Source organism: Bacteroides sp. 51 (genome assembly GCF_010500965.1).
Lineage (GTDB): Bacteria > Bacteroidota > Bacteroidia > Bacteroidales > Bacteroidaceae > Bacteroides.
Genome location: NZ_QVMI01000002.1, coordinates 270134 through 293760 on the forward strand (window position 1 = coordinate 270134; position 23627 = coordinate 293760).

The window sequence follows — 23627 nt, forward strand, 5'->3', positions numbered from 1 at the left end:
CCGGCGTCTTGTCTGATGAGAGTCAAGGGCAATTTCTGGAGTTTTACCATGCCATCTGGGAGGCTGTGTAAAAACTCCCATTCGTCATTGCGAGTCGCCACTATATTAAAATATAGAACTATTTGTAATGACAATATCCACCCCCTGCCCCCGCCAGCGGGGGATACGATGCCGCAGGTATCCCCCGCTGGCGGGGGCAGGGGGTGGACATTGTCATTGGTAACCTTGGCAGCGGCACCTTGCCGCGATTCCTCTGAAATATCCGATGGATTCGCCTATTCCGATGAAAGGGTCCTGCATATTCTTTTCATGTTCAAGACTGCAAACGCCATCATAACCCACCTCTCTCAGTGCTTTGATGAAAGCCGGGAAGTCAATGATACCTCTTCCTATTTCAACGGAGTAGCCGGCTTTGGTATTTCCGGTTACGTCTTTGATGTGAATATCGAACACGCGGGTGTGGTACTTCAGTAAATCAGCTACCGGGTCCTTGCCGTTCCGGGTGTCGTGACCAATGTCCAGACACATGCCAATACGAGGGTCAAGGTCTTTGGTGTGGTTCCATGCATCGTCGGCATCAGGATACAAGGCGATGTCAGGTCCATGAAGGTGGATAGCATACTTGAAATCGTACTCCTTCACCTTCTGGTCTACATAAGGCAGAAGTTCTACGTTGGGCACTCCCACGATGAGTTTTACACCCACTCTTTTGGCGTACTCAAAGCCTCTGTCTACTTCTTCCTTGGATTTCATGTAGATGGGGCCAACGGCATAACCGGTAACACCATTGTCGGCCAGTTTCTTGTGGAACTCGGCAATCTGCTCGTCTGTGCTGTTGAAAGGCAGATGGAAGTCTTTTATACACAGGTAATGAACGTCGGTTTTCTTCATTACTTCCAATGTCTGGTCCAGGTTGAATTTAACGAAGGTGTAACCTGCCATACCCACCTTGAATTTGTCGACAAATTCGGGAGCAAGCTGCTCGCTGGATAGTTCTTTGATTTTAACGTTCTTGAAGGACACTTCATCGCCGTGGTCTTGCAGGAGGATATGCCCTTGGATATGATTGCCAAAGTTAGGCCAGTTGGCATATTTGCTGTACGCCACCAAAGCGTTGAACTCTTGTGTGTTCCGGATGTATTCGAGGATTCTGACTCCATTCAGGTAATGTTGAACCTTATCACCATTCACGATAACCATCGCTGTATTGAAGCCGTTCTTGTCGAAATTATATCCTTTTACGGTTTTATCCGATGGAATCAGGTCATATAGAGAACCCAGTGTGCGGTTGCCCTTTACTCCGAGTTTAGCATCGGGATGGTGGTCGTCGTCCAGGATTTGGAACTCGCAACCGATGGCAGAGCCTTCGCCTTTATTCATGTCAGGGTCGACAAAGTATTTGATACCGCTGTTTGCTCCTTTGGTGATCTTGAAATCTACCTTCAGGATGAAGTTCTTGTATTTCTTTGTGGTTACGATGTCTCCGCCGTTAGTGGATTCTTTACCGTCGTTGGCATGTACTTTCAATAGGCCGTCTTTGATGGACCATCCGTTAGTAGGGAATTGGTCGAGCTTTGCTCCCCGCCAACCTTCGGTTGTTTTTCCATCCCATAGCAGTTTCCATCCGTCTGCTATTTCGTTTTGGGACAAGGTGTTGTCCTGGGCGAATATGTTTGCAGTGATAAATAGTGCAGTAAGTAATAGTATTTTTTTCATTATTTAATGGTTTTGATGTAAATGATTCACTGTAGGGGCGGTTCGAGAACCGCCCGTAAATGGTTTACTGTGTATTCTGTGCATTGGGCGGTTCTCGAACCGCCCCTACAGTTATAACATTATAGTTTATAAAACTCCTCCCAACCTTTGCGTGGTGGCATCTGCGTCAGGAATGCATCAGCAAATGGATTATTGGTAATTCGCTTACTATCTCTGTTAAATTCCAGTTTGGTATTGAACCGCTGAGCCATTACACCCAACGAGAATACCTGACTCAATGGTCCATGAATTTCGAAAGGAGAGCGGGTCTTTTCCTCGCCCATACAAGCCAGTAAGAAGTTGGCAAAGTGATTGGACGGACTCTTCGGAACTTCCGGAAGTGACGATTCCATCGCTTTAGCTTTCTCTTCCGGAATGATGGAAAGGGTACTTCCGTGCGATCCACCTTTAAAGATCAGGTCTTTGCTATAAATGATCTTTCCCGGATTCAACTTAGTAGGCTGAAGCTTTCCTCCTGCCACGGTTGGAATATTAGGATCAATATCCGATGTTCCGTAACCGGCAGGAACTTCGGGCACATTGTTTACACCGTCATACCACGTAATATCTACCGGAGGCATGTTGCCCCTTTGCGGGAATCGGAAGAGAATGGTCGAAGCCATCGGGAAGAAATAGTCATTGTGGCCATCTACTTTCAAGGCGGTAACCTCATAGGGTAATCCAAGCTCAAGGAACTCGTGAATGGTATCCAGGATATGCGCGCCCCAATCGCCCAATGCTCCCATGCCAAAGTCGTACCAGCAGCGCCATTGACCGTTGTGGTAGTCCTTGTTGTATTCGTGGTATTGTGCTGCGCACAACCAGGTGTTCCAATCGAGCGTTCCTGGTATAGGCTGGGCTTCGGGATATTTGTAGATATTCGGATCGAACTTATGCCATCTTCTTTCGCCGTTCATATGGGCTGTTACTGCTGTAACGTCTTTGATGATGCCTGCATCTTTCCATGCTTTGAACTGGAAATAATTAGCCTCGGAGTGTCCCTGGTTTCCTACTTGGGTCACTACATTGTGATACTTCTTGGCTGCCTGTATCATCAGTTCGGCTTCGTAGAATGTGCGGGCCATGGGTTTCTCCACATAGATGTGTTTGCCTAGTGCCATAGACATCATACATACAGGGAAGTGTGCAAAGTCGGGGATTCCGGCGCATACGGCTTCTATTTCATTCCCCATTTTATCGAACATCTCGCGGAAGTCTTTGAATCTTTTGGCGTTGGGGAACATCGCCATAATTTCCTGAGTCTGTGGCGCACCCATATCTACGTCGCAAAGTGCAACGATATTGGCAAGCCCCGTTTTATTAAAGTCTTTGATAATCTCGGCTCCACGGTTTCCGATGCCGACACATGCCAGGTTTACTTTTCTGTTGGCTCCTTTAACTCTGGCCTGACTAGCCGCAGTCATCGAAGAAAGCGGATTCAAACCATCCAGAAGTAGTCCGGCGCTGGCCAGCCCTCCGGCTTTTAAGAATTTTCTTCTTGTGATCATGGTGTTATTATAAAATTAGGTTAATGAATATATTGTGCATTAAATCGTTGTACAAGTTCAGGACGTTTAGAGGCTGGGGCGGCAAACAGGGCGGTGGACAAGACTTCTCCTTCCGTGCCGCTATCCGTAATGACGGACAGTGTGTCTAAACTTTCGATATATTGCCCCGTATCCGGGCATATAATATGTTTGGGCTTATTGTTTTCATTCCCCGAGGTGGTTAAGCATTGGTTGTTCAGGGAGCAATCTTTGGTGGTAAGCCCCTCTTTCCCGAGATTGATTCTCCATGCCTTGCCATTCGGATGATTGCCTGTGGCAAGGATTGAACTATTGCCCAGGTTGATTAAAGAGTCTGTAACAGATTCTGAGGTTAATATCTTCCGTATCTGCTCCAATGCGTATCCTTTAAGAAACCCCGATAAATCTAGTCTTATCCCTTTCTGCCGGAAGAAAATGCTATGATCGCTGACTTCCAACTGCGGGAATGTTTGCCTGTTATAGTTATCCGACTTTATGGTGATATCGAAATAGCCATCTGTCTTTTGATAGAACGCTTCGCAGAGCGTAATCATTCGGTGCAGGTCCTCGCCAACCGGAATCGGGGCTACGTCGGCACTCTGGTTAACGCGGCTCAACTCGCTGGAAGGATCAAAATAGCTGGCTATCTTCTCTAACCGGTTGAGTTCTGTGTAGATCTGGTTTACAGTTTGTTTCAGTCTCGGTTCGTCCTCACCACATAAGAGTATATCAGCCCGTGTATGCATGGAAAAGAACCAGGCATATAACATCTTATTCTTATAGAAGAACCCTACCTCTTTCATTTAGAGAATGCTTTTCTTATCCCAAAGAACACCAGCCGGGCAAGAACCCAGAGGCCATATAAAACGAAAGAGGCGATCAACACAAATCCCAGGGAAGTCAGTACCTCCCAGGCGGTGGTGTTGTAGCGTATGATGGCGTATATGTTTAGTAGATTGGCAAGGATGAAACAGACAATAAAGGCGATGAATTCGGTCTTTTTTCTTTTTGCGGTGATTACTGTATCTTTCATGTTATGCCTCCTTTACTATTCTTTTATGGTTCAAATAATCAATCTTGTATTCGTCGGGGAAGGTGAGGATTTCATTCCTTTGCAGGGCTTCGTCACCCCACAAGGCCAGAGCGCTGGCGTAATAACACTCTTCGGCAATGTTCTCGGGTTGCTGCTTCGTGATTACGGCTTCAACGAAAGCGTTTAGGATCAGGTCGGTGCCGTCTCCGCTGGGTTGCTTGCCGAGAATGAATTCTCCTTTTTGTTCTTTTGCGGTTTCCGGTGCCCAGCTTGTGCCTGCCATCGGTAGTGAATCGAAGATGTTGCTCTCGATTTCATTAATCATCTGGACGAAAGCCGGAGAGGGAGCGACGCTCTCCCAATAGAACGTTCCCTTTTCGGGGGTAATGGTGCCCAGGTGTCCGAGTATCTGTTCTTCCAACCCGTTCATCTTGTTGGAGATGACGGATTCGAACGTCATTTTGACTCCGTTCTCGAACACGTAAATGCAGTTAATGTTATCGTATACCTCGCGTCCGTCTTTCCAGCAGGTGATTGCCCCGTGACCCATTACCTTTTCGGGCAGGGTACGCAGTGCCCAGCTACCGATTTGCAACTGGTGGCATGCCAGTTCTGTCATAAGTCCTTTGGAGGTTTCGCGGTATAACCGCCAGTTGATGAGGCGTTCCAGCTCGGGCGATGGAACTTCGCGCCGCCAGTCTCCGTTTCTGAACCAATAGGTGCGGATGGCTTCGATATCGCCGAACATGCCGGAGTGGATCATTTCCATGGCTTTGATGTAGCGGGGGTCGAACAGGCGTTGCTGTCCGCCGAAGAAGATCAATCCGGTTTCGATGTGCTTATCGTACATCCGGAGGCATTCTTCGACTGTATAGCCTGTAGATTTCTCGCAGTATACGTGCTTGCCGGCATCGTAAGCGTCGAGTGTCATCTGGCAGTGCAGGTTGAGGGGTGTGGCTATGAGTATGGCGTCTACTTCTTTATCTTCCAGCATTTTGCGGTAGTCGGAGTAGACTCTGGCTTTGGGCGCGAGCTTCAGGGCTTCGTCAATGGAGGGTTGGTAGATGTCGCAGATGGCAACGATCTCGGCCTTTTTGTTCTTGGAAAGGAAGTCCATCAAGTGCCTTCCTCTGGAACCCGGGCCGATGATACCGATCCGTGCTCTTTCTCCTACTGTGTTGTTTCTTTCGGCAAATGCTGATAGCCAAGGGGTAGAGGCCAGGAGTGCTCCAGCTCCTGCCATCCCTATGTTCTTCAGAAAGTCTCTTCTTGTAACCATAGTGTTTATGCGGCAACGTGCCGCAGCGAGGTATTAATTATTTAATGTTTTTAGCAAATGTAAGTTTAGGTTATTACCTGCTCAATTAATTTCCGATTAATTTGGGGGGGGATGTGTAACATTCTTCTTATAATCATCCCGTTAAATCCCGGAAAGCTCTAGCCTGTCCAGCATTTGGATATATAATTCTATTGCTTCTTCTATCTCCTTAATCATGATATACTCATCGGCGGTATGCGACCGTGATGAGCGTCCCGGACCCATTTTGACCGATGGAAACGGCATTAATGCCTGATCCGACAGGGTGGGCGAGCCAAACGGTTCGCGCCCCAATGTTATCGCTTTTTGTACAAATGGGTGTTCTTGGGATATACGTGAAGAGTTCAACCTGAAAGAACGGGCTTTGGCTTCGCCGGAGATGTGTTGGGTGATGATTCCGAATAACTCCTCGTTGCTGTATAGTTCATTGCTGCGAATGTCGACAACAAAGGTGCAGCGGTCGGGAACGACGTTGTGTTGGGTGCCTGCGTTGATTTGGGTTACGCTCATCTTTACCGCGCCCAGCAACGGGGATTCCTTTTCAAAACGATAGTCGCGGAACCACCCGATGTCTTGCAGGGATTTGTATATGGCATTTTCGCCTTCATCGCGGGCGGCATGGCCTGCTTTGCCTAGGGCGGTTACGTCGAGAACCATCAGTCCTTTCTCGGCAATGGCGGGTTGCATCTCGGTTGGTTCGCCTACGATGGCGAAGGCGATAGGAGGGAGTTCGGGTATTACGCTTTCTATGCCGTCTTTTCCGGATACTTCTTCTTCGCAGGAGGCCAGGAAGATCAGGTTGTAGGATTGTTCGGTGCGACAGAGTTCGATGAATACATGCAGCAAGGAAACAACGCTTGCTCCGGCGTCGTTGCTGCCCAGACCATATAGTTTGCCGTTGATTTCGGTGGGGGTGAACGGGTCTTTCTGCCAACCGCTAACCGGTTTAACTGTATCGATATGCGAATTGAGCAGGATGGTTGGCTTTTGGGTATTGAACATGGGACTGAAGGACCAGACGTTGTTCCCTTTCCGTCCCGTTGCCATACCGTGTGTTTCAATATATTGTTGCAGGAAATCAGCAGCAGCAGTCTCCTCGCGGCTTAGGGATGGAATGCCGATGAGCGACTTCAATAGGCCAACGGCTTCGACTGATAGAGATTCATAGTTTGCCATTATGATACGTAAATATTGCTGTTTGCAAACTTACAGAAAATAATTAGGAATTGGGAATTATAAAATGCAAATATCGTTTCAAAAAAGGAAACAAAAAGATCAAAACTCCGTATTTTAGTGTTTTTGAGGAATTATTCTTACTACGTGGCATCGAAAACCTGGCGGTGGCACCTTGCCGCTTCCAGATAAAACTATATCTTTGTATCAGGTTTCGGCCTTATAAACTTATATATAGTATGGCGTATTATCATTTATCTGTGCTGGTGCATCGCCAGGCAGAAAAGTATGGAGACAGGGTTGCCCTTAAGTATCGGGATTACGAGAAAGAGGTGTGGCATTCTGTTTCCTGGAATCAGTTCTCGCAATTGGTAAGGCAGTCGGCCAATGCGCTGGTTCAGCTTGGCATAAAGGAAGAGGAAAATATAGCGATCTATTCGCAGAATAAGCCCGAGTGCTTGTATGTGGAGTATGGTGCGTTTGGGAATCGTGCAGTGTCTGTTCCTTTGTATGCAACCAGTTCTCCGATTCAGGCGCAGTATATTGTGAATGATGCGGGAGTCCGTTTTATGTTTGTTGGCGAGCAGTTTCAGTACGATGCGGCTTTTAGCATCATCAGCTATTGCCCTACGTTGGAGAAGCTGATCATTTTCGATCGTTCCGTCCAGAAAGACCCTCGTGATACGACTTCTATTTATTTTGATGAGTTCCTTGAACTGGGCGAAGGGCTTCCTCACAATGATATAGTAGAGGAGCGGACGTTGCGTGCAACGGAAGATGATCTGGCCAATATCCTCTATACATCGGGCACAACCGGAGAGCCGAAGGGAGTGATGCTGCATCACAGTTGCTATCTGGAAGTGTTCCGGATTCACGATATCCGCCTGACGACAATGTCGGATCAGGATGTTTCCATGAACTTCCTGCCGATGACCCATGTGTTCGAAAAAGCGTGGTGCAACCTTTGTGTACATAAAGGCGTGTTGATTTGCGTTAACCTCCGTCCGGTCGATATCCAGACCACGATTAAAGAGATTCGCCCGACGCTGATGTGTAGTGTTCCCCGGTTCTGGGAAAAAGTCTACTCGGGGGTACAGGAGGTTATTAACCAGGCCACCGGCATTAAGAAAACATTGATGCAGGATGCCATACGTGTGGGACGGATTCATAATCTGGATTACCTGCGCGTAGGGAAAACACCACCGTTGTTGTTGCAACTTAAGTATAAATTCTACGAGAAAACCATCTACCAGCTTTTGAAGAAAACGGTGGGTATTGAGAACGGGCACTTCTTCCCTACGGCCGGTGCGGCTGTTCCCGATGAGGTGTGGTCGTTCGTGCGTTCTGTAGGCATTCCTATGATTGTGGGTTACGGGCTGACAGAATCTACGGCTACCGTTTCCTGTACGTATGGAGATTCGGGCTATACCATCGGCTCCGTAGGTGTTCCTATGCCTGACCTGGGCGTGAGGATTGGCGAGAATAACGAAATCCAGTTGAAAGGAAAAACCATCACCAAGGGATATTACCGCAAGAGCGAGGCTACGGCAGAGGCTTTCACCGAAGATGGATGGTTCCGTACCGGCGATGCCGGCTACCTGAAAGATGGCGAGTTGTATCTGACAGAGCGCATAAAAGACCTCTTCAAAACATCGAACGGGAAATACATCGCTCCGCAGGCGTTGGAAACCAAATTGGTTATTGATCGTTACATCGACCAGATTGCCATTATTGCCGATCAACGTAAATTCGTTTCCGCCCTTATCGTTCCGGCTTACGCGTTGGTAAAGGAGTATGCAGACAAAAAGGGAATCAAGTATACAGACATGAAAGACCTTTTGCAGCATCCGGATATTATCAACCTGTTCACGGCACGTATCGGAACTTTGCAGCAGCAGTTTGTACATTATGAACAGATTAAATCTTTCACATTATTGCCCGAACCGTTCAGCATGGAACGTGGTGAAATGACAAACACCCTGAAACTGAAACGTTCGGTTATCGCAGAGAATTACAAGGATCTGATTGATAAAATGTACGAGGAATAATCTCGTATTTCCTCTTAAGAAATGAGGTACTTTCTCAGTGATGCCAGGAAAGTACCTGAACTAAGCTGAGATACTTTCTCAACCTGACTGAGAAAGTACCTCAACTTGGCTGAGAAAGTTTCTGAATTTATTGAGCTACTATCTCAATCACACGGCTATGCAGTCGCTGGGTGGTAAACATATTCAATCCTACGGTCATAAGATACTCGCCGGAGAATAATTGGTCGTTGCCCTGTAGCGAAGAACCCGAGCCGGGCATCATATTTATTTCTTTCACCCGGTATTTCTTATACCTATCCAGTCCTTGCAAACGCACAGGAAGCAGTTTCTCACCATAACGAGGATAAATATCGAAAGCAAATACCACGGCGCTCTTCTTATCCTTATCCACAAACATCGAAGAAGTATGGTTGCTTCCGTAAGGCGAAACCAACCGGTAGAGATCGCCTTCCAGAATGGCCGGCTTTAATTGATTATAATGCCCCACAGCCTGACGGCAGAATTGCTGCTCATCGCCGTTCATGTCTTCCAGTTTGATGTCGAAACCCAACTTACCCATCATGGCTACATCTGTGCGGAACTTGATACTGGCACTGCGGTTCCACGTAGTGACATGTGCGCAAAGCGTTTTGCTGGGGAATATCTGCGAGAATCCCCACTGGATAAACAAACGTTCGATCGGGTCGGTATTGTCGCTTGGCCAGAACTCGGTGAAATACTTCAGGGCCTCATAGTCGGAACGACCGCCACCACCGGCGCAAAGCATCATCGGCAGGTTGGGGTATTTGGCTTTTACACGCTCCAACACGTTGTAAAGTCCGCGTACGTGCTTGATGTATAAATGCGATTGTTTGTTTTTGAGATAAGGAGAATAGATGTTGGTAATGGGGCTGTTGCAATCCCATTTAAAGAAAGCAATGTCGGGATAGTTGGTCATTAATTTATCGACAACTCCAAACACGTGGTCTTGTACGGCCGGGTTACTCAGATCAAGCACCATCTGATTGCGGAAATAATATTCATCCCGGTTAGGCAGATGAATGACCCAGTCCTTATGCTTCTCGTACAATTCGCTTTTGGGATTTACCATTTCGGGTTCAATCCAGATACCAAACTTGATGCCTTTCTTCTTTGCTTCTTCTACCAAACGACCTACACCATTGGGGAGTTTATCTTTCGTCTCGTCCCAGTCGCCCAATCCCTGATGGTCGCCGCTACGGGGATATTTGTTGGCAAACCATCCGTCGTCCAATAAGAACATATCTACACCGAGCTTCACCGCTTCGTCCATTAGGCCGATCAGCTTATCTTCGTTGAAGTCGAAATAAGTAGCTTCCCAGTTGTTGAGCAACGTCATGCGAGTTTTATCACCATCTTTTAATTGATACCTGCGTGCCCAATCGTGGAAGTTGCGGCTGGCTTGCCCTCTGCCCTCAAAGCTATACGTGAAATAGAAGTCCGGCGTACGGAACGTTTCATTGGCAGGTAATTGGTATTCGGATGCGTAGGGGTTGATTCCGGAAATGATGCGCAGTTCGTTCTTGTTATCAACCTCGAAGGTAAACTGGAAGTTTCCTGTCCACCCGATATTGCCGACCAACACCTCGCCGCTGTTTTCTTCTGCTTTACGGTCGACGGCCAGTTGGAAGAAAGGCGATACGAACATATTGGCGCGGGCGCCGAGTTTGGTGTCGACTACCTTTTTACCAAAGTCCAGTTCCTGCTCGGTTATGTTTGCTTCATGAGCCCAGTCGCCTGCGAATTCCGTAAGGAAGTATTTTGCGCGGTTAAGATGGAGCATCGAGGAGGCATACCGGCTTAATATAACCGGCTTCTTTTCGCGGTGACTGATCTCGGTGAATGTTTTGATTATATCTTCTTTGTCGTAACTGATGTAGTGCAACTTAATGGTCACCGGATATTTGTCGTCCTGTAGGGTAATGATTGTTTCGTTCACTCCACCTTCTAAAGAACTGCTGGAATGGGTTACGTATTTCAATAACAAAGACGGATTTCCATCGTTATGCAGTATTTGAATGGCAGGCTCAAAATAGTCCTCCATACCGTGCGTCAGGTAGGCTTCTGTTCCTTGCGGAAGGTGGTTGAGATCGGATTCATAGGTAAGTTTCCGGCCCAAATAATGTTGGTACAGGCGTCCGTTATCTCCCACCCGATAAATCAGACTGATGTTTTCGGTTTCGATTTTAATAGTAGGGGTATCGGCAGCGATAAGTATACCTGGTAAGCAAACCAGCAAACAAAATAAAAGGGTTAATCTTAGTTTCACAATATTCGTTTTTAATAGGTTAATAGTTATTTATCTGTCCGGAAAGGAACAACAGGGAGATCATTCGTGCCATATAAATTACACTCCGGATTGTCGGCCCAGCCATATCGTGCCGCTAATGGAATCTCTACGTGCGAAGATTGCAGCAAGACCGTCTTTCCCTGGATTGTGGCAGTTGCCGGGTGGAATATTCCGTCCGGGCCTGCTACGATAAAGCCTTTCGGGGTACTTCCTTTCAACAATATCTCCTCATCGAAGCGTACAGTCAATGTGTTTCCGGCAACCTCAAAGCTTTGGAACACCGGGCCGTCGGAAGAGACGTTCTTATGATACGTTTTGGCCAGCGCATTTACGGCCAGCCGCCTTGCCACCTCTTGTTTATTCTTTGGGTGGATGTCATGCGCTTCGCCAATGTCGATGGTTACGGCCATGCCTGTATTCTTCAAGTGGAGCGCCTCGGCCTGTGCTTGGCGGAGAGCTGCCCATTTAGAATCCGGCTGTACTTCTGCCCGGTCCAGATAGTTGGCCAACTGAACGAAATAGAAAGGAAAATCTTGTTTCCATGCCTTTCTCCAATCGGCAATCATGGCCGGGAATAAGCGTTTGTATTGCTCATCATACCCTACATTATGTTCTCCCTGATACCAAATAACTCCTTTGATGGGAAAAACGGTGAAAGGATGAACCATAGCATTGTATAACGCAGTAGGATAGCAGGAAGTGGGCCATCCTGTACCTTCAGGAGAAAGAGGCCGGGAAGGTGCATTTGCCATAGATGCTCCCAAATGGTAGCTCCAGTCGCCGGCCAGTGAAATCTTCTTTCCGTTACCTTCAATAAACAGGTTTTGCGGCTCTCCGTGTATACCACCTTCGCCACCATAATCTATAGCCCGTATGGTGATAATGCCCTTTCCGGCTTTCACCAGATCTGCCGGAATCTTATAGTTACGCATGGTGTTGCAACCCGAAGTTTTACCAATCTCTTTGCCATTAAAGTAAGTAACATCGTCGTCGTCAATCATAGCCAGGCTGAGAGAGACTTCTTTTCCATCCCATTCAACAGGTATCTCCACTTCTTTCTGGAACCAGACAATACCGTCAAAGTTTAGCCCTTTGGTTTCCCAGTAAGCCGGTAGCTGCATAGGCTTCCACTCTTTTCCTGTTTGCCGTGCCGAAATCCATTGTGGAACTCCGTCTTTGATTCCTGCATCCTGAAGGTTAAACTGTTGGAGCCATTCGTCCATTTCCTGATAGTATAGTTCAATAAGTTTCTCTTGGTTGAACCCTACGCTGTTCATCCGGGCCATTTTGTCCTCGAATCCCATCACTTGCTTCAACGTTTGGTAACTTGTCCACGCCTCGGCAGGTGTTCCTCCCCAGGTACAATCAATGACGCCGATAGGAACATTCAACTCTTGCCATAATTTGCGTGCATAGAAATAAGCTACAGAAGAAAACTCCGGTACGGTAGCCGGACTGCATTCCTGCCAACCTCCCATATTCATTTCCACATTCTCCTGTGGAGTAAAAGCAACCGTTTTCTTAACCTGCAATAAACGTATGGAGGGATAATTAGCCTCGGCTATTTCTTTTTCATAGTTTAATACCTTTCCCCATCCGGCTACCGGCATTTCCATATTCGACTGTCCGGAACAAAACCATACTTCGCCCGAGAGAATATTGTTCAGCGTAAGGGTTGTTCCATCCGAAATGGTTATATTGTAAGGACCTCCAGCAGCAGGAGTAGGAATCTCTACCCGGAAATCACCGTTTACGTCAGCTTTAACCACATAGCTCTGGGTATCCCAACTGGCTTTCACGGTTACCTTTTTTCCAGCTTTGGTTTTTCCGGGAATAGTTAATACGGAATTTTGCTGTACGATCATATGATCTGTAAAGAAGGAAGGCAACACTACTTTTGCCTGGGCAACAATAGCGAAACACAAAGAAAAGAGAAGTAGTTTGAATCTGTTCATATTTTTGTTTATTTAAATGCGATCAACTTTGCGTCTTTTGGAGGTATGGAAACCTGTATTTGGCCATTGGCTGTTGATTGTTGTCCGCTCCATATTTCGGTTGCCTGATAGGACCGGGCAGAATCCAGCCCAAGTCTATCCATTGATAGATTCATTTGCAATTCGTTCTCCGAATAGTTAAATACGGCACAGTGCAATGTTCCATCCTTTTCTTTCCGGACAAAGATATGCTCAGACCGTTCACCGTTTCCTTCTACAGGACGGAATGCTTCGCCTGTGGCAACAGCATTGACCGCCGCGTTGGTTAAGAACTTCTTTGCCCGTTCTTTAGCCTCTTCCGGGCCGTCTTTACTGAAATCATCGCCTACGATATAAATTCCGGCGATGATGCCCGAAGTGATACGTGCCCGGTTTTCTCCTTCGGTAGCATCTCGTAGTACGATATGATCGGCATCGTTATACGAATAGATGTATTGTTGCCACCAGCCGTATGAGAGTGCGTTTAATGTATATTCCGTATCCTTAATTTTATTCCAGGCATCACAGGCTATTCTTCTGGATTGTGCATAATGAGCTGGGAAAACAGGCGAAATGGAAAGGTTGATATACATATCGCCAAAATACTTGTCCAGCAACTGCATGCCGTAGTTATATCCTTGTATACCTGTGGTTATTGCCGGATTGTACCATTGATCGGCTTCCATGGCTCCATGCGTCATAAAGTCCATCTTTACATATTCAAAACCTGTCCGGTGAAATAGTCCGGCTGTTTCTTTCATCATGGCCTCCACTGCCGGGTGTGTAGGGTCGATAGCGTAAGCACCATCCAATTCTTGTGGTTTTCCGTTGGCATACAGGTAAATATCCTTGTATTTATAGGTAGGCGCTGCATCGATGGTGCGTTCCGGGTTGCGACCCCAATCGGTGAAAGGTGTCCAGTATATACCCCCAATCTGCCCGTTGGCTTTGCATCTGGCAATAAATGATTTCAGTTGTTCCTCGCTGAAACTATTCCAACCGGAGTCCAGTCCGATATAAACTGTGTTATCTGCATTAACGAAATGATGGTTCTGGAGGTTCTCTTTGAAGAAGTCGGAAACCTCCAATGCTTTTTCGTACGTCAGATTGAACTGTAAAGCCCCCCAACTGTTCCAGCCAACCGGAACAGCCTTTTTCCAAGACTTGGGAGGGGCAATTACAGCATTGGCTTTAGCATATGCTTCCAGCCCATCACACCAGTTACCGAAAAGCCCGTATAATACTTTGGGCGATTTAATCTTTTTACCTTTTACTATACCGTGTGATTTTACATCTCGTGTCAGCTCATCGGCTACGCCTCCATAACAAACCAATGAACCTATATTGTCTTTATTACCTTTACCTAATCGTACTGCGGTTTTCCAGTTATCGTGTTCCACAGAACCGATAACGATTCCTTGCCGGTCGTCATTATTAAAAATGGCAGTGACCTCATAGCTTGTTAAGCTGTCGAAGACCAGCGGATGGGATTGATAGCGAACCCATTTATCATTATCAAAAGGAATGAATAATGCCCGGTTGTTTTCACCCGGAGTAAGTATCTGTGGCACCTGATCCATATGAATAGGAGCCATGCGGTTGGAAGCGATTTCCTCTTTGCCTTCCAATGTAAAGTCTGTCAGCAGAAAGTCCTTATCCGGATAGAGATAAAAATACTGGGTGAGTTTGGGTAATGTATTACCAGTGTACGTTATTACATACGCATATCCTTGCCCAAAGGAGTCGTTTATCTTATTCGTTTGAATCTTATAATCCGGATAATCACAGGTGGTAATTGTTTTTCCATCCCATATATAGGATGCGTACAGATTGTCTATGATAAGTTTCGCGTGTTGCTGAACGCTTACAACTTTCTTTTCCGTATCGAAACGAATACTCCATTTCCCTGTTATCAGTTCTTTGTCCTGACTCTTACACCCGAAAGAAAGAAGGAAAAAAGAGATAAGACATACTCTAAGAATGATCTTTAAAGGTTGATTTTTGTTTTTCATGGTTTGATTAATCTATTGCACCTCAAAAGTAGAGATAAACAATAGATCGGGAAATTACAAAAAAGGCAAAAAATGGTACGATTACGGCAAAGCTGCATACAAAGAAGCGTTATGCGTAGAAAATACCATTTATTGCTTTATCCGTCTCCGGTTTTTTTAATCTCCTGCACAATAACAAACTGATTCCCGTTTTGGTATTGCTTTTCAAAATCTTTGGGAGTCATACCAAATTGTTTCAGGAACAATTTACTAAAATAAGAAGGCGAATTAATTCCTATCATATAACAAATATCACCAATCCGGTACTTACCATCCTGAATATATTCGGCTGCTTTCTTTAATTTGATCAGCCGGATAAAATCGAGTGGCGACAGGTTGAACAGGGTCTTTATCTTACGCAACAAACTGGAATGGCTCATGTGGAGGATTTCGGCCATACGTTCAACACTAAAGTTGTCGTTGGTAATATTATCTTCAATAATCTGAATTACTTTATTCATGAACGCCTCGTCTGCTTTATTCATTTGCATGTTATTTACAGAGAAAAAGGGTCGTTTGGAAAACGCTTCCCTTTCCCTGCGCCGGTTATCGAGCAAGGAGAGGATTTGTTCTTTCAGGTAATTAAACGCGAAGGGTTTTTCAATATAGGCTTCTGCCCCATACTTCAACCCATTGATCTTGCTTTCCAGGTCATTCTTTGCAGTAAGGAAAATGATGGGTATATGAGATAGGTTGATATCGCACTTTACCTCTCTGCATAATTGATATCCATTCATAACGGGCATCATAATATCGCAGATGATCAGGTCGATATTCGCGCTACGGAGTACCTCAAGCGCTTCTTTCCCATTGCGGGCTATCTCTGTTGTAAAGAACTCGTCGAGTCTGCTCTGCATAAACTGAAGCATATCTTCATTGTCTTCTACCAACAATAAGGTATACGTGTTCATGTATGTAGTGACAGATGTTTCTTCGTCCAACACAACGATGTCTTTCTGGATCACCTTATCGTTCTCTAAAATGATACCTTCTTTGTTGAGTGGAACGGTGAGTACAAACACATTATCTTCCTGTTTGGTATCCAGAAAGAGAGAACCCTTATGCAACAGAGCCAATGAACGAGCTAGAGAAAGCCCGATGCCTACGCCGTTTCTTACTTCTGCATCCTTATCGGTTTGATAAAAAGGTTCAAAGATTTGTTGGCTGACCTCTTTGGGGATCTTATTTCCATCGCTAATGATGCGGATCGTAAAGGTGTCTGCACTCTTTTTAAGTTCAACGACTATTGTTTTGCGGGTATACTTCAGTGCATTGTTCAACAGATTGCTCACTATTTTGGTAATAGCTTCTTTATCAACGGCGGCCCATACATGTTCTTCCTCCAGATTCTGAATCAGTTCCTTTTTGTTTAACGCAATGGTTACCTCGAAACGGGCAATGGTTTCTTTGAGCAGGTGGGTTATGTCTACGCTTTCGAACTTCATCGTTAATTTGTTTGCACTGATCTTCTGGAAGTCAAGTAGTTGTCCGGTCAGTTCGAGTAGGCGCTTGGTGTTTTGCGTCATTACACGAATGTATTTCTTTAATCCGGACTCTTGGACATCCATTTCCTGTATAGCTTCCAACGGGCCATTAATTAAAGAAAGGGGAGTGCGGATTTCATGCGCTATTTCCGTAAAGAACTTAACTTTTGACTCATACAGTTCTTTTTCTTTCTCCATCTCGAATACCTTTTGACGTGCTTCCATCTGCCGTTTCCTACGACGATTATACCAGAAAAGACAGGCATACAGCAATACCATACCGGCCGTAATGTATGATAAATAAGCCCAGATCGACTGCCACCAGGGAGGGAGAATGACGATAGCCAATGAACAGCTTGACATATTAGTGCTTTTCCCACTTGCCGTTGCCCGTACTCTGAAAGTGTACTTCCCGGGAGCCAGTTGGGCATACGATATATTTTGGTTGCTAACGGCAGGAATCCATTCTTTATCCAATGGGTCCATACGATAATAATACTGGTTCACCTGATTGGTTGAATAACTCAGCAAGGCAACGTCAAAGCTAAGACTGGATTGATTATAAGGAAGAGTAATCTTGTCCGTATGGATAATGGATTTCTTTAGTGGAGTTCCTGGCGTATGCACCGTTACTTCCTTATTAAAAATGCTTAGTTTAGATATGTATACCGGGGCAATAGGCTGATCTCTTTCGGCTGTATGGGGATCAAAAGCAATCAATCCGTTTATTCCTCCGAAATAGAAGCGGTTATCTTTGGCTTTCAATGCCGATTTATAACTGAATTGATTGCCCAGCAGACCATCTTTGGTGGTAAATACGCGGATGTCTTTTGTTTCGGGATTGAATTTAACCAATCCCTTGTTTGTACCGAACCATAAATTGTCGTTATCATCTTCCAGAATATCATAGGCTACGTCGTCCGGCAGGCCGTCTTTAATCGTGAAGGTGGTAAAGTCGTCTGTGCTTTCATCATAACGGCAAATACCTCCGCGGTCGGTGGAAAGCCAGATGTTCCCTTTCCGGTCTTCCATGATGGAGCTGACCGAGTTGGAGCTCAGGTTTTCTCTTCCTGCTTCATACCAATGGAAGATTTCTGTCTCTGGGTTGTATTTCCAGAGTCCATTTCCCATGGTTGCAATCCAGATCATGCCGTTACTTGCTTCGAACAGATCAAATATCCAGTTATAGCCTACGGTATCTAGTTTTATGTACTCATTTTTATTGGCTTCTGCTCTGTATAATCCCCATCCTGCACCGATCCACTTACGTTCTTTGCTATCTATCAGGAAAGAGTACACACTTCCTTCTTCTATACCCAATGGTTTTTCATTAACCCCAAAGATGTTTTTACGCGACAGATTAAAGATATCCATTCCCTGTTTAAATAAGCCGCAGTACATTTTATCGTCGTAGTGTTCTACGCACAATGATATCGGATAGTCTGATTTCTGGTTATGCACCTGAAAGACATAACTGTTGAGTGGATTCAATACATTAATTCCTCCGTCTTCTGTTCCGATCCAGATGTTTCCTTTATTATCTTCGGCCAGTCCGCGGATTCGTTTGGTGTTCAATGAGTTCCCATCGCTGCCCGGTACATACTTATCGAAAAAGAAAGGATACTTTGGCAGGTAATTAACTCCACCAAACATGGTGCTTACCCAAACTCCTCCGTTGTGGTCCTGATAAATATTATATATGAAATTATCGGAAAGACTGAAAGGGCGCATCAGGTCTTGTTTGAGGTGAACAATGCTTTGTCTCTTTTCATTCACCACGTATAAACCGTGATGAGATCCCACCCATATTTCATCGTCCACACAAAGTACATCACGCAGGAAGGTTTTTTGTTTGCTGAATAAAGGAATGGGCGACACTTTACACGTAGCGGGGGTGTATTTAAGCAACTCCCCATCGTGGATAGCCAGAATCAGGTCATCACCCTGAAAGCAGATGCTTTCTATTCGTTTTCCGATCAGTGTTCTTTCAGCGCCACCGGCATGCTGTTCAAAGAGGTTTTTCTCTACATTGTATTTGAATAACCCTAAATAAGATGTGCCTACCCAGATTTCTCCTTTTTCGTTGGTGCAAATACAGTTCGGACTTTCATTCTTAAAGTTCACTTTGTCGGTGATGGGATAATAATCCATCTTATCCTTCCGGAAGCAGAATATCCCCTGGTCGGGAATAAGCGACCATATGTTTCCCAGGGTGTCGGACAATATCTCTGCCACCCAGTTATCGGGACTGACCCCATCCGGAGAGGTTGGTTTCTTTAATGTAAACGTATCCTCTTCCGGATCATAAATGTATATTCCGCGATCAGTTCCTACCCATAGTTTGTGCTCTTTATCTTCAAACAAAGCAGCGATGTTATTATTTCCGGTGCCGGTTTTCAGGTCTTTACAGTTCAGTTGCAGAATAGATGTGCCATCATACCGGTTCAAACCGTTTTTTGTGCCGAACCACATAAAACCGTAACTGTCCTGCAAGACAGCTTTTACATTGCTGGCCGACAAACCATTTTCTCCATCTATATGATTAAAATAGTAGTTTGAGTTATCTTGCCCGAAGAGTGGATGCGCAATAAGACAAAATAAAACGCCAATAAGTAGAATTTGTGCTAATCGTTTCATGGTCCGAAAGGTTACGTTTGATGCAAATATAAGTAAAAAACAATAGGTTGGTTCAAGATGAAGTATTTGTACCAGTAATAGACGAATTCGTACTGTTTTCGTCGAAACTCGCCCAATATCTTTGTAGCATGTTGAATTATTTATTATGGATTTATGAAAAAAATAAGAAGTGTAGCCAAGTTAATCTGTAGCTCAACTCTGCTATTGCTAGTCGGTTGCCAGTCATCCGGTTCCAGTGAGAATACAATGAAGCTTTGGTATAATGAGCCTGCCACCGAATGGATGGCGTCTCTTCCGGTTGGCAATGGTCGCCTGGGAGTTATGGTATATGGAGGAATTGAAGAAGAGACACTGGCTTTGAACGAAAGTACATTGTGGTCGGGCGAATATGACGAGGGACAGCAACGCCCTTTCGGCCGTCAGAAGCTGGATGAGTTAAGGCAACTCTTTTTCGACGGTAAACTGCCCGAAGGCAATCATATTGCAGGTGGAGCCATGCACGGAACGTCGAGCTCTTTCGGTACCCACTTACCTATGGGCGATCTGAAAATAGGATTCACCTATCCGGAAGGAGAGATTACGAAATACCAACGCGAACTGGATTTGAAGACAGCCGTCAGCAAGGTGACTTACCGGGTAGGGGATGTGAATTATACCCGCGAGTGTATCGCCACAAACCCCGACGATGTGATCGTTTGGAACATGAAGGCCGATAAACCGGGCGCTATTCAAATGGAGATCAGCCTCGATTTACTACGTAATGCAGAAGTGCGCGCCGAAGGCAATCAACTGGTTTACACCGGGAATGCCGACTTTCCGAAACAAGGAAAAGGCGGTGTGCTTTTCGACGGTCGCATAGCCATAAAGTTCCAGGGAGGTACGTTGGAAACGAAAGAAGGAACACTTGAGATTAAAGAGGCTAACGAAGTAACCCTTATAGCAGATATACGCACCAGTTTCAAGAACACGACTTTTGCCGGATACGATTATGAAAAGGTTTGCCGCGAAACGGTAGAGGCTGCAATGGCCGCCGATTATGCCGACCTTCGCAAACGCCACGTTGAGGATTATGCTCCCCTGTTTGCACGGGTGGACATGACCTTGGGAGACGGAAGCTACAACGACATGCCTACCAACAAACGTTGGGCGCAGGTAAAGGAAGGAACCACAGATCCCGGACTGGATGCCCTTTTCTTCCAGTATGCACGCTATCTGCTGATTGCTTCTTCGCGTCCGAACTCACCATTGCCCGTAGCGTTGCAAGGGTTCTTTAATGATAACCTGGCTTGCCACATGGGATGGACAAATGATTATCACTTGGATATCAACACCGAGCAGAACTACTGGATTGCCAATGTCGGAAACCTGGCCGATTGCCACACTCCACTCTTCGACTTTATCAAAGACCTCTCGCACCACGGAGCTAAAACGGCAAAAGACCTCTACGGATGCAAAGGATGGACCACCCACACTACGACCAACCCTTGGGGATATACAGCCGTATCAGGCAGCATCTTGTGGGGATTGTTTCCTACTGCCTCTTCCTGGATGGCATCCCATTTATGGACACAGTACGAATATACCCAGGATAAACAATATCTGGCCGAGGTGGCTTACCCCTTATTAAAAGGAAATGCAGAGTTCTTACTGGATTATATGGTTGTCCACCCCGGAAATGGATATCTGATGACCGGTCCCAGCATCTCGCCCGAGAACAGTTTCCGTTATGAGGGCGGTGAACATGCGGCTTCCATGATGCCTACCTGCGACAGGGTATTGGCGCACGAAATCTTCTCATCCTGTGTAGCCGCTTCTAAGATACTGGATATCGACCACAGTTTTGCCGATAGTCTGCAAGCTGCGATCGACCTACTGCCTCCTTTCTTTATATCGAACAGATACGGAGGGGTACAAGAATGGTTTGAGGATTACGAAGAAGCACACCCTAATCACCGGCATACCAGCCATTTATTGGCGCTTTATCCGTACTCGCAGATTACTATTGATAAAACGCCCGAGCTGGCGGCGGCTTCCAGAAAAGCTATCGAGAACCGTTTGGCTACTCCCGACTGGGAAGATACCGAATGGAGTCGCGCCAATATGGTTTGCTTCTATGCCCGCCTTCGCGATAAGGCCGATGCCTATGCCAGCGTGCAACAGCTATTGGCTACATTAACACGCGAGAACCTGCTTTCGATATCGCCTGCCGGTATTGCCGGAGCTCCTTATGATATTTTTATATTCGACGGAAATGCAGCAGGTGCGGCAGGTATTGCCGAAATGTTGCTGCAAAGCCACGATGGTGTTATTGATTTCCTGCCTTGTTTGCCCGAACAATGGAAAGACGGAAGCTATAGCGGATTAAGCGTCAGAGGAGGAGGTGAGGTGTCTGCCAACTGGAAAAACAGTGTCCTTACCAAGGCTTCCCTTAAGGTTCTTGTCGATGGTGAGTTTTCGATAAGAATGCCCGAGGGAAAGAAATATAATATCCTGACCAATGGCGAGAAGGCAACTACAACTTCTTCTGCCAGTACAATTATCACCTTATCACTTAAAGCAAATGATTTGGTAGAAATAAATTAACCTTGATTCTGTAATTAGTATATTTATACCTTATTAGATAATATGCATAAAAAAACACTCTTAATCATTACTTTCCTGTGCCTGGCATTTAACATGCCGGCGCAGGAAGTTATTCTCGTAAAGTCGGGTGAAGGAGACGCCACTCCGCGGCTCCAGTCGGCCATAGAACAAGCGCGCCAGCACAACGGTAAAAAGGTAGAAATCAGGTTGGAGCAAGGAGATTATCATATCCATCGCACCAGTGCTTCTACACATATATATTATATATCGAATACTGCTTCCGAGCGTGAGAATCCGGACCCGACCAAGCATATCGGCCTTTGGCTGAGAGACTTGAAGAACGTAACCATCAACGGTGGGGGAGCGCGATTTATTACGCACGGAGAAATGACAACCTTTGTCGTAGACCAGTGCGAAAACATTATGCTATGCAATTTCAGCCTTAAAGCCGCCGATCCTTCTATGGCGGAGATGACTGTTGTGGATGTTGCCGCCCGCACGGCAACCTTCCGCGTGCATCCGGACAATAACTATGAAATAAAAGATAACGATATCCTGTGGAAGGGCGAGGGGTGGAGCTTCACAGGAGGCGTAGCGCCGCAAACGTTCAATCCGCAAACTAACATTACCCACCGCCGGTCGTTGCCTACCGATGGAAAGGTATGTGTAGAAGAAGTGGGGAAGCACTTGATTCGCATTGAATACGCTGATCGTCCGAATGTGTATCCCGGTGAGATACTGCAAATACGCGATGCGATTCGCGATGAAGTCTGTGGCTTTATCCACCGGAGTAAAAACGTCACGCTTCAAAACCTCAACCTTCACTTCCTGGGCAACTTTGGTATCGTGGGGCAATACTCCGAGAACCTGACCTACGACCGCCTGAACTGTGAACCCGAATATGGTAGCGGCCGTACCTGTGCTGGATTTGCCGATTTCGTTCAGATGTCGGGATGTAAAGGAAAGATTAGCATTATGAATTCCCGCTTCGAAGGTGCGCACGACGACCCGATCAATATTCATGGCACACACCTGAAAGTCATGGCTTATGAGGCCGACAATGTGGTGCGCGTTCGCTTTATGCACGATCAGTCTTACGGATTCGATGCCTTTTTTCCCGGAGATAAGATTGAGATTACCGATGTGCATGCTCTGAAGTGCCTGTTTGCCGCTACGGTGAAGAAGGTGGAACGCCTGAATGATTACGAAATTAAACTGACACTGAGCCATCCCGTGCCCGGGGCGGTACAGGAGAAGGAAGCGGCTGTAGAGAATATCACCTGGACACCGGAGGTAGAAATCCGCAACAACTACTTCTCGCGCATGCCTACACGTGGCATTCTTGTTACCACCCGGCAGAAGGTATGCATTGAGGATAATGTTTTCTACCGCACTCCGATGAGCGCCATTGCTATATGCAACGATGCAAGGGGCTGGTATGAGTCGGGACCCGTACATGATGTCCTTATTCGGCACAATAACTTTATAGAGTGCGGAAGTCCGGTGATCAGCATTGCGCCCGAGAACCACCGGCCCGACGGATATGTGCACCGGGGAATACGCATCGAATCCAATCGCTTTACGCTAAACAGCGCCCCGGCAGTTGAGGCACGCTGGACGGATGGTATTTCAATTACAGATAATTATTTCGAAACCACCCGCACTATTCCGGACGACAGTTTTATCCGGTTAGAAAACTGCATTAATCAGTGTATTGAAGGAAACAGAAATAAATAAT

13 protein-coding genes and 1 pseudogene are annotated in these 23627 nt (G+C 46.1%); 3 read left to right on the top strand and 11 right to left on the bottom strand.

Annotated features, from left to right (window positions below; all coding sequences use genetic code 11):
- Positions 1-213 precede the first annotated feature (213 nt).
- The 7 genes and pseudogenes from D0T87_RS24470 to D0T87_RS03155 form a co-directional block, all read right to left on the bottom strand.
- Positions 214-1002: a sugar phosphate isomerase/epimerase family protein gene (locus tag D0T87_RS24470; protein WP_370526815.1), complete on the bottom strand. Its 789-nt coding sequence runs from the start codon at positions 1000-1002 to the stop codon at positions 214-216.
- Positions 991-1656: pseudogene (locus tag D0T87_RS24475) on the bottom strand (DUF1080 domain-containing protein); the annotation flags it as partial. The pseudogene D0T87_RS24475 and the gene D0T87_RS24470, both read right to left, overlap by 12 nt.
- A gap of 179 nt (positions 1657-1835) precedes the next feature.
- Positions 1836-3263, bottom strand: a complete 1428-nt coding sequence (locus tag D0T87_RS03135) for a Gfo/Idh/MocA family oxidoreductase (RefSeq protein WP_163172729.1) — start codon at positions 3261-3263, stop codon at positions 1836-1838.
- Positions 3264-3283: 20 nt separating this feature from the next.
- A complete protein-coding gene (locus D0T87_RS03140) occupies positions 3284-4084 on the bottom strand; it encodes an FAD:protein FMN transferase (RefSeq protein WP_239063441.1) in 801 nt (266 codons plus the stop codon).
- Positions 4081-4314, bottom strand: a complete 234-nt coding sequence (locus D0T87_RS03145) for a hypothetical protein (RefSeq protein ID WP_163172730.1) — start codon at positions 4312-4314, stop codon at positions 4081-4083. Before D0T87_RS03145 ends, D0T87_RS03140 begins: the two co-directional genes overlap by 4 nt.
- Position 4315: 1 nt before the next feature.
- The gene (locus D0T87_RS03150) at positions 4316-5593 is read right to left on the bottom strand and encodes a Gfo/Idh/MocA family oxidoreductase (protein WP_163172732.1); all 1278 of its coding nucleotides are present in this window, start codon (positions 5591-5593) and stop codon (positions 4316-4318) included.
- A gap of 141 nt (positions 5594-5734) precedes the next feature.
- Positions 5735-6808, bottom strand: a complete 1074-nt coding sequence (locus D0T87_RS03155; RefSeq protein ID WP_163172734.1) for a M20 family metallo-hydrolase — start codon at positions 6806-6808, stop codon at positions 5735-5737.
- A gap of 236 nt (positions 6809-7044) precedes the next feature.
- Between D0T87_RS03155 and D0T87_RS03160 the strand changes: the two genes are divergently transcribed.
- Positions 7045-8853, top strand: coding sequence for a long-chain fatty acid--CoA ligase (locus tag D0T87_RS03160; RefSeq protein ID WP_163172736.1), 1809 nt, complete (start codon positions 7045-7047; stop codon positions 8851-8853).
- Positions 8854-8980: 127 nt separating this feature from the next.
- Here D0T87_RS03160 and D0T87_RS03165 read toward each other — a convergent pair whose 3' ends face one another.
- From D0T87_RS03165 to D0T87_RS03180, 4 genes are all read right to left on the bottom strand, one after another.
- Positions 8981-11140, bottom strand: a complete 2160-nt coding sequence (locus tag D0T87_RS03165; protein WP_163172738.1) for an alpha-galactosidase — start codon at positions 11138-11140, stop codon at positions 8981-8983.
- 26 nt (positions 11141-11166) lie between these two features.
- Positions 11167-13116 carry a sialate O-acetylesterase gene (locus D0T87_RS03170; protein ID WP_163172740.1) on the bottom strand — a complete coding sequence of 650 codons (1950 nt, stop codon included), beginning with the start codon at positions 13114-13116 and terminating at the stop codon, positions 11167-11169.
- A gap of 8 nt (positions 13117-13124) precedes the next feature.
- Positions 13125-15146, bottom strand: a complete 2022-nt coding sequence (locus D0T87_RS03175) for an alpha-galactosidase (protein ID WP_163172742.1) — start codon at positions 15144-15146, stop codon at positions 13125-13127.
- A gap of 137 nt (positions 15147-15283) precedes the next feature.
- The gene (locus D0T87_RS03180) at positions 15284-19306 is read right to left on the bottom strand and encodes a hybrid sensor histidine kinase/response regulator transcription factor (RefSeq protein WP_163172744.1); all 4023 of its coding nucleotides are present in this window, start codon (positions 19304-19306) and stop codon (positions 15284-15286) included.
- Between the two features lie 153 nt (positions 19307-19459).
- Here D0T87_RS03180 and D0T87_RS03185 point away from each other — a divergent pair, with 153 nt between their 5' ends.
- Positions 19460-21889: a glycoside hydrolase N-terminal domain-containing protein gene (locus tag D0T87_RS03185; RefSeq protein WP_203558595.1), complete on the top strand. Its 2430-nt coding sequence runs from the start codon at positions 19460-19462 to the stop codon at positions 21887-21889.
- A 42-nt stretch (positions 21890-21931) separates the two neighbouring features.
- Complete coding sequence (locus D0T87_RS03190) at positions 21932-23626, top strand: right-handed parallel beta-helix repeat-containing protein (RefSeq protein ID WP_163172746.1); 1695 nt, start codon at positions 21932-21934, stop codon at positions 23624-23626.
- Position 23627: the final 1 nt, after the last annotated feature.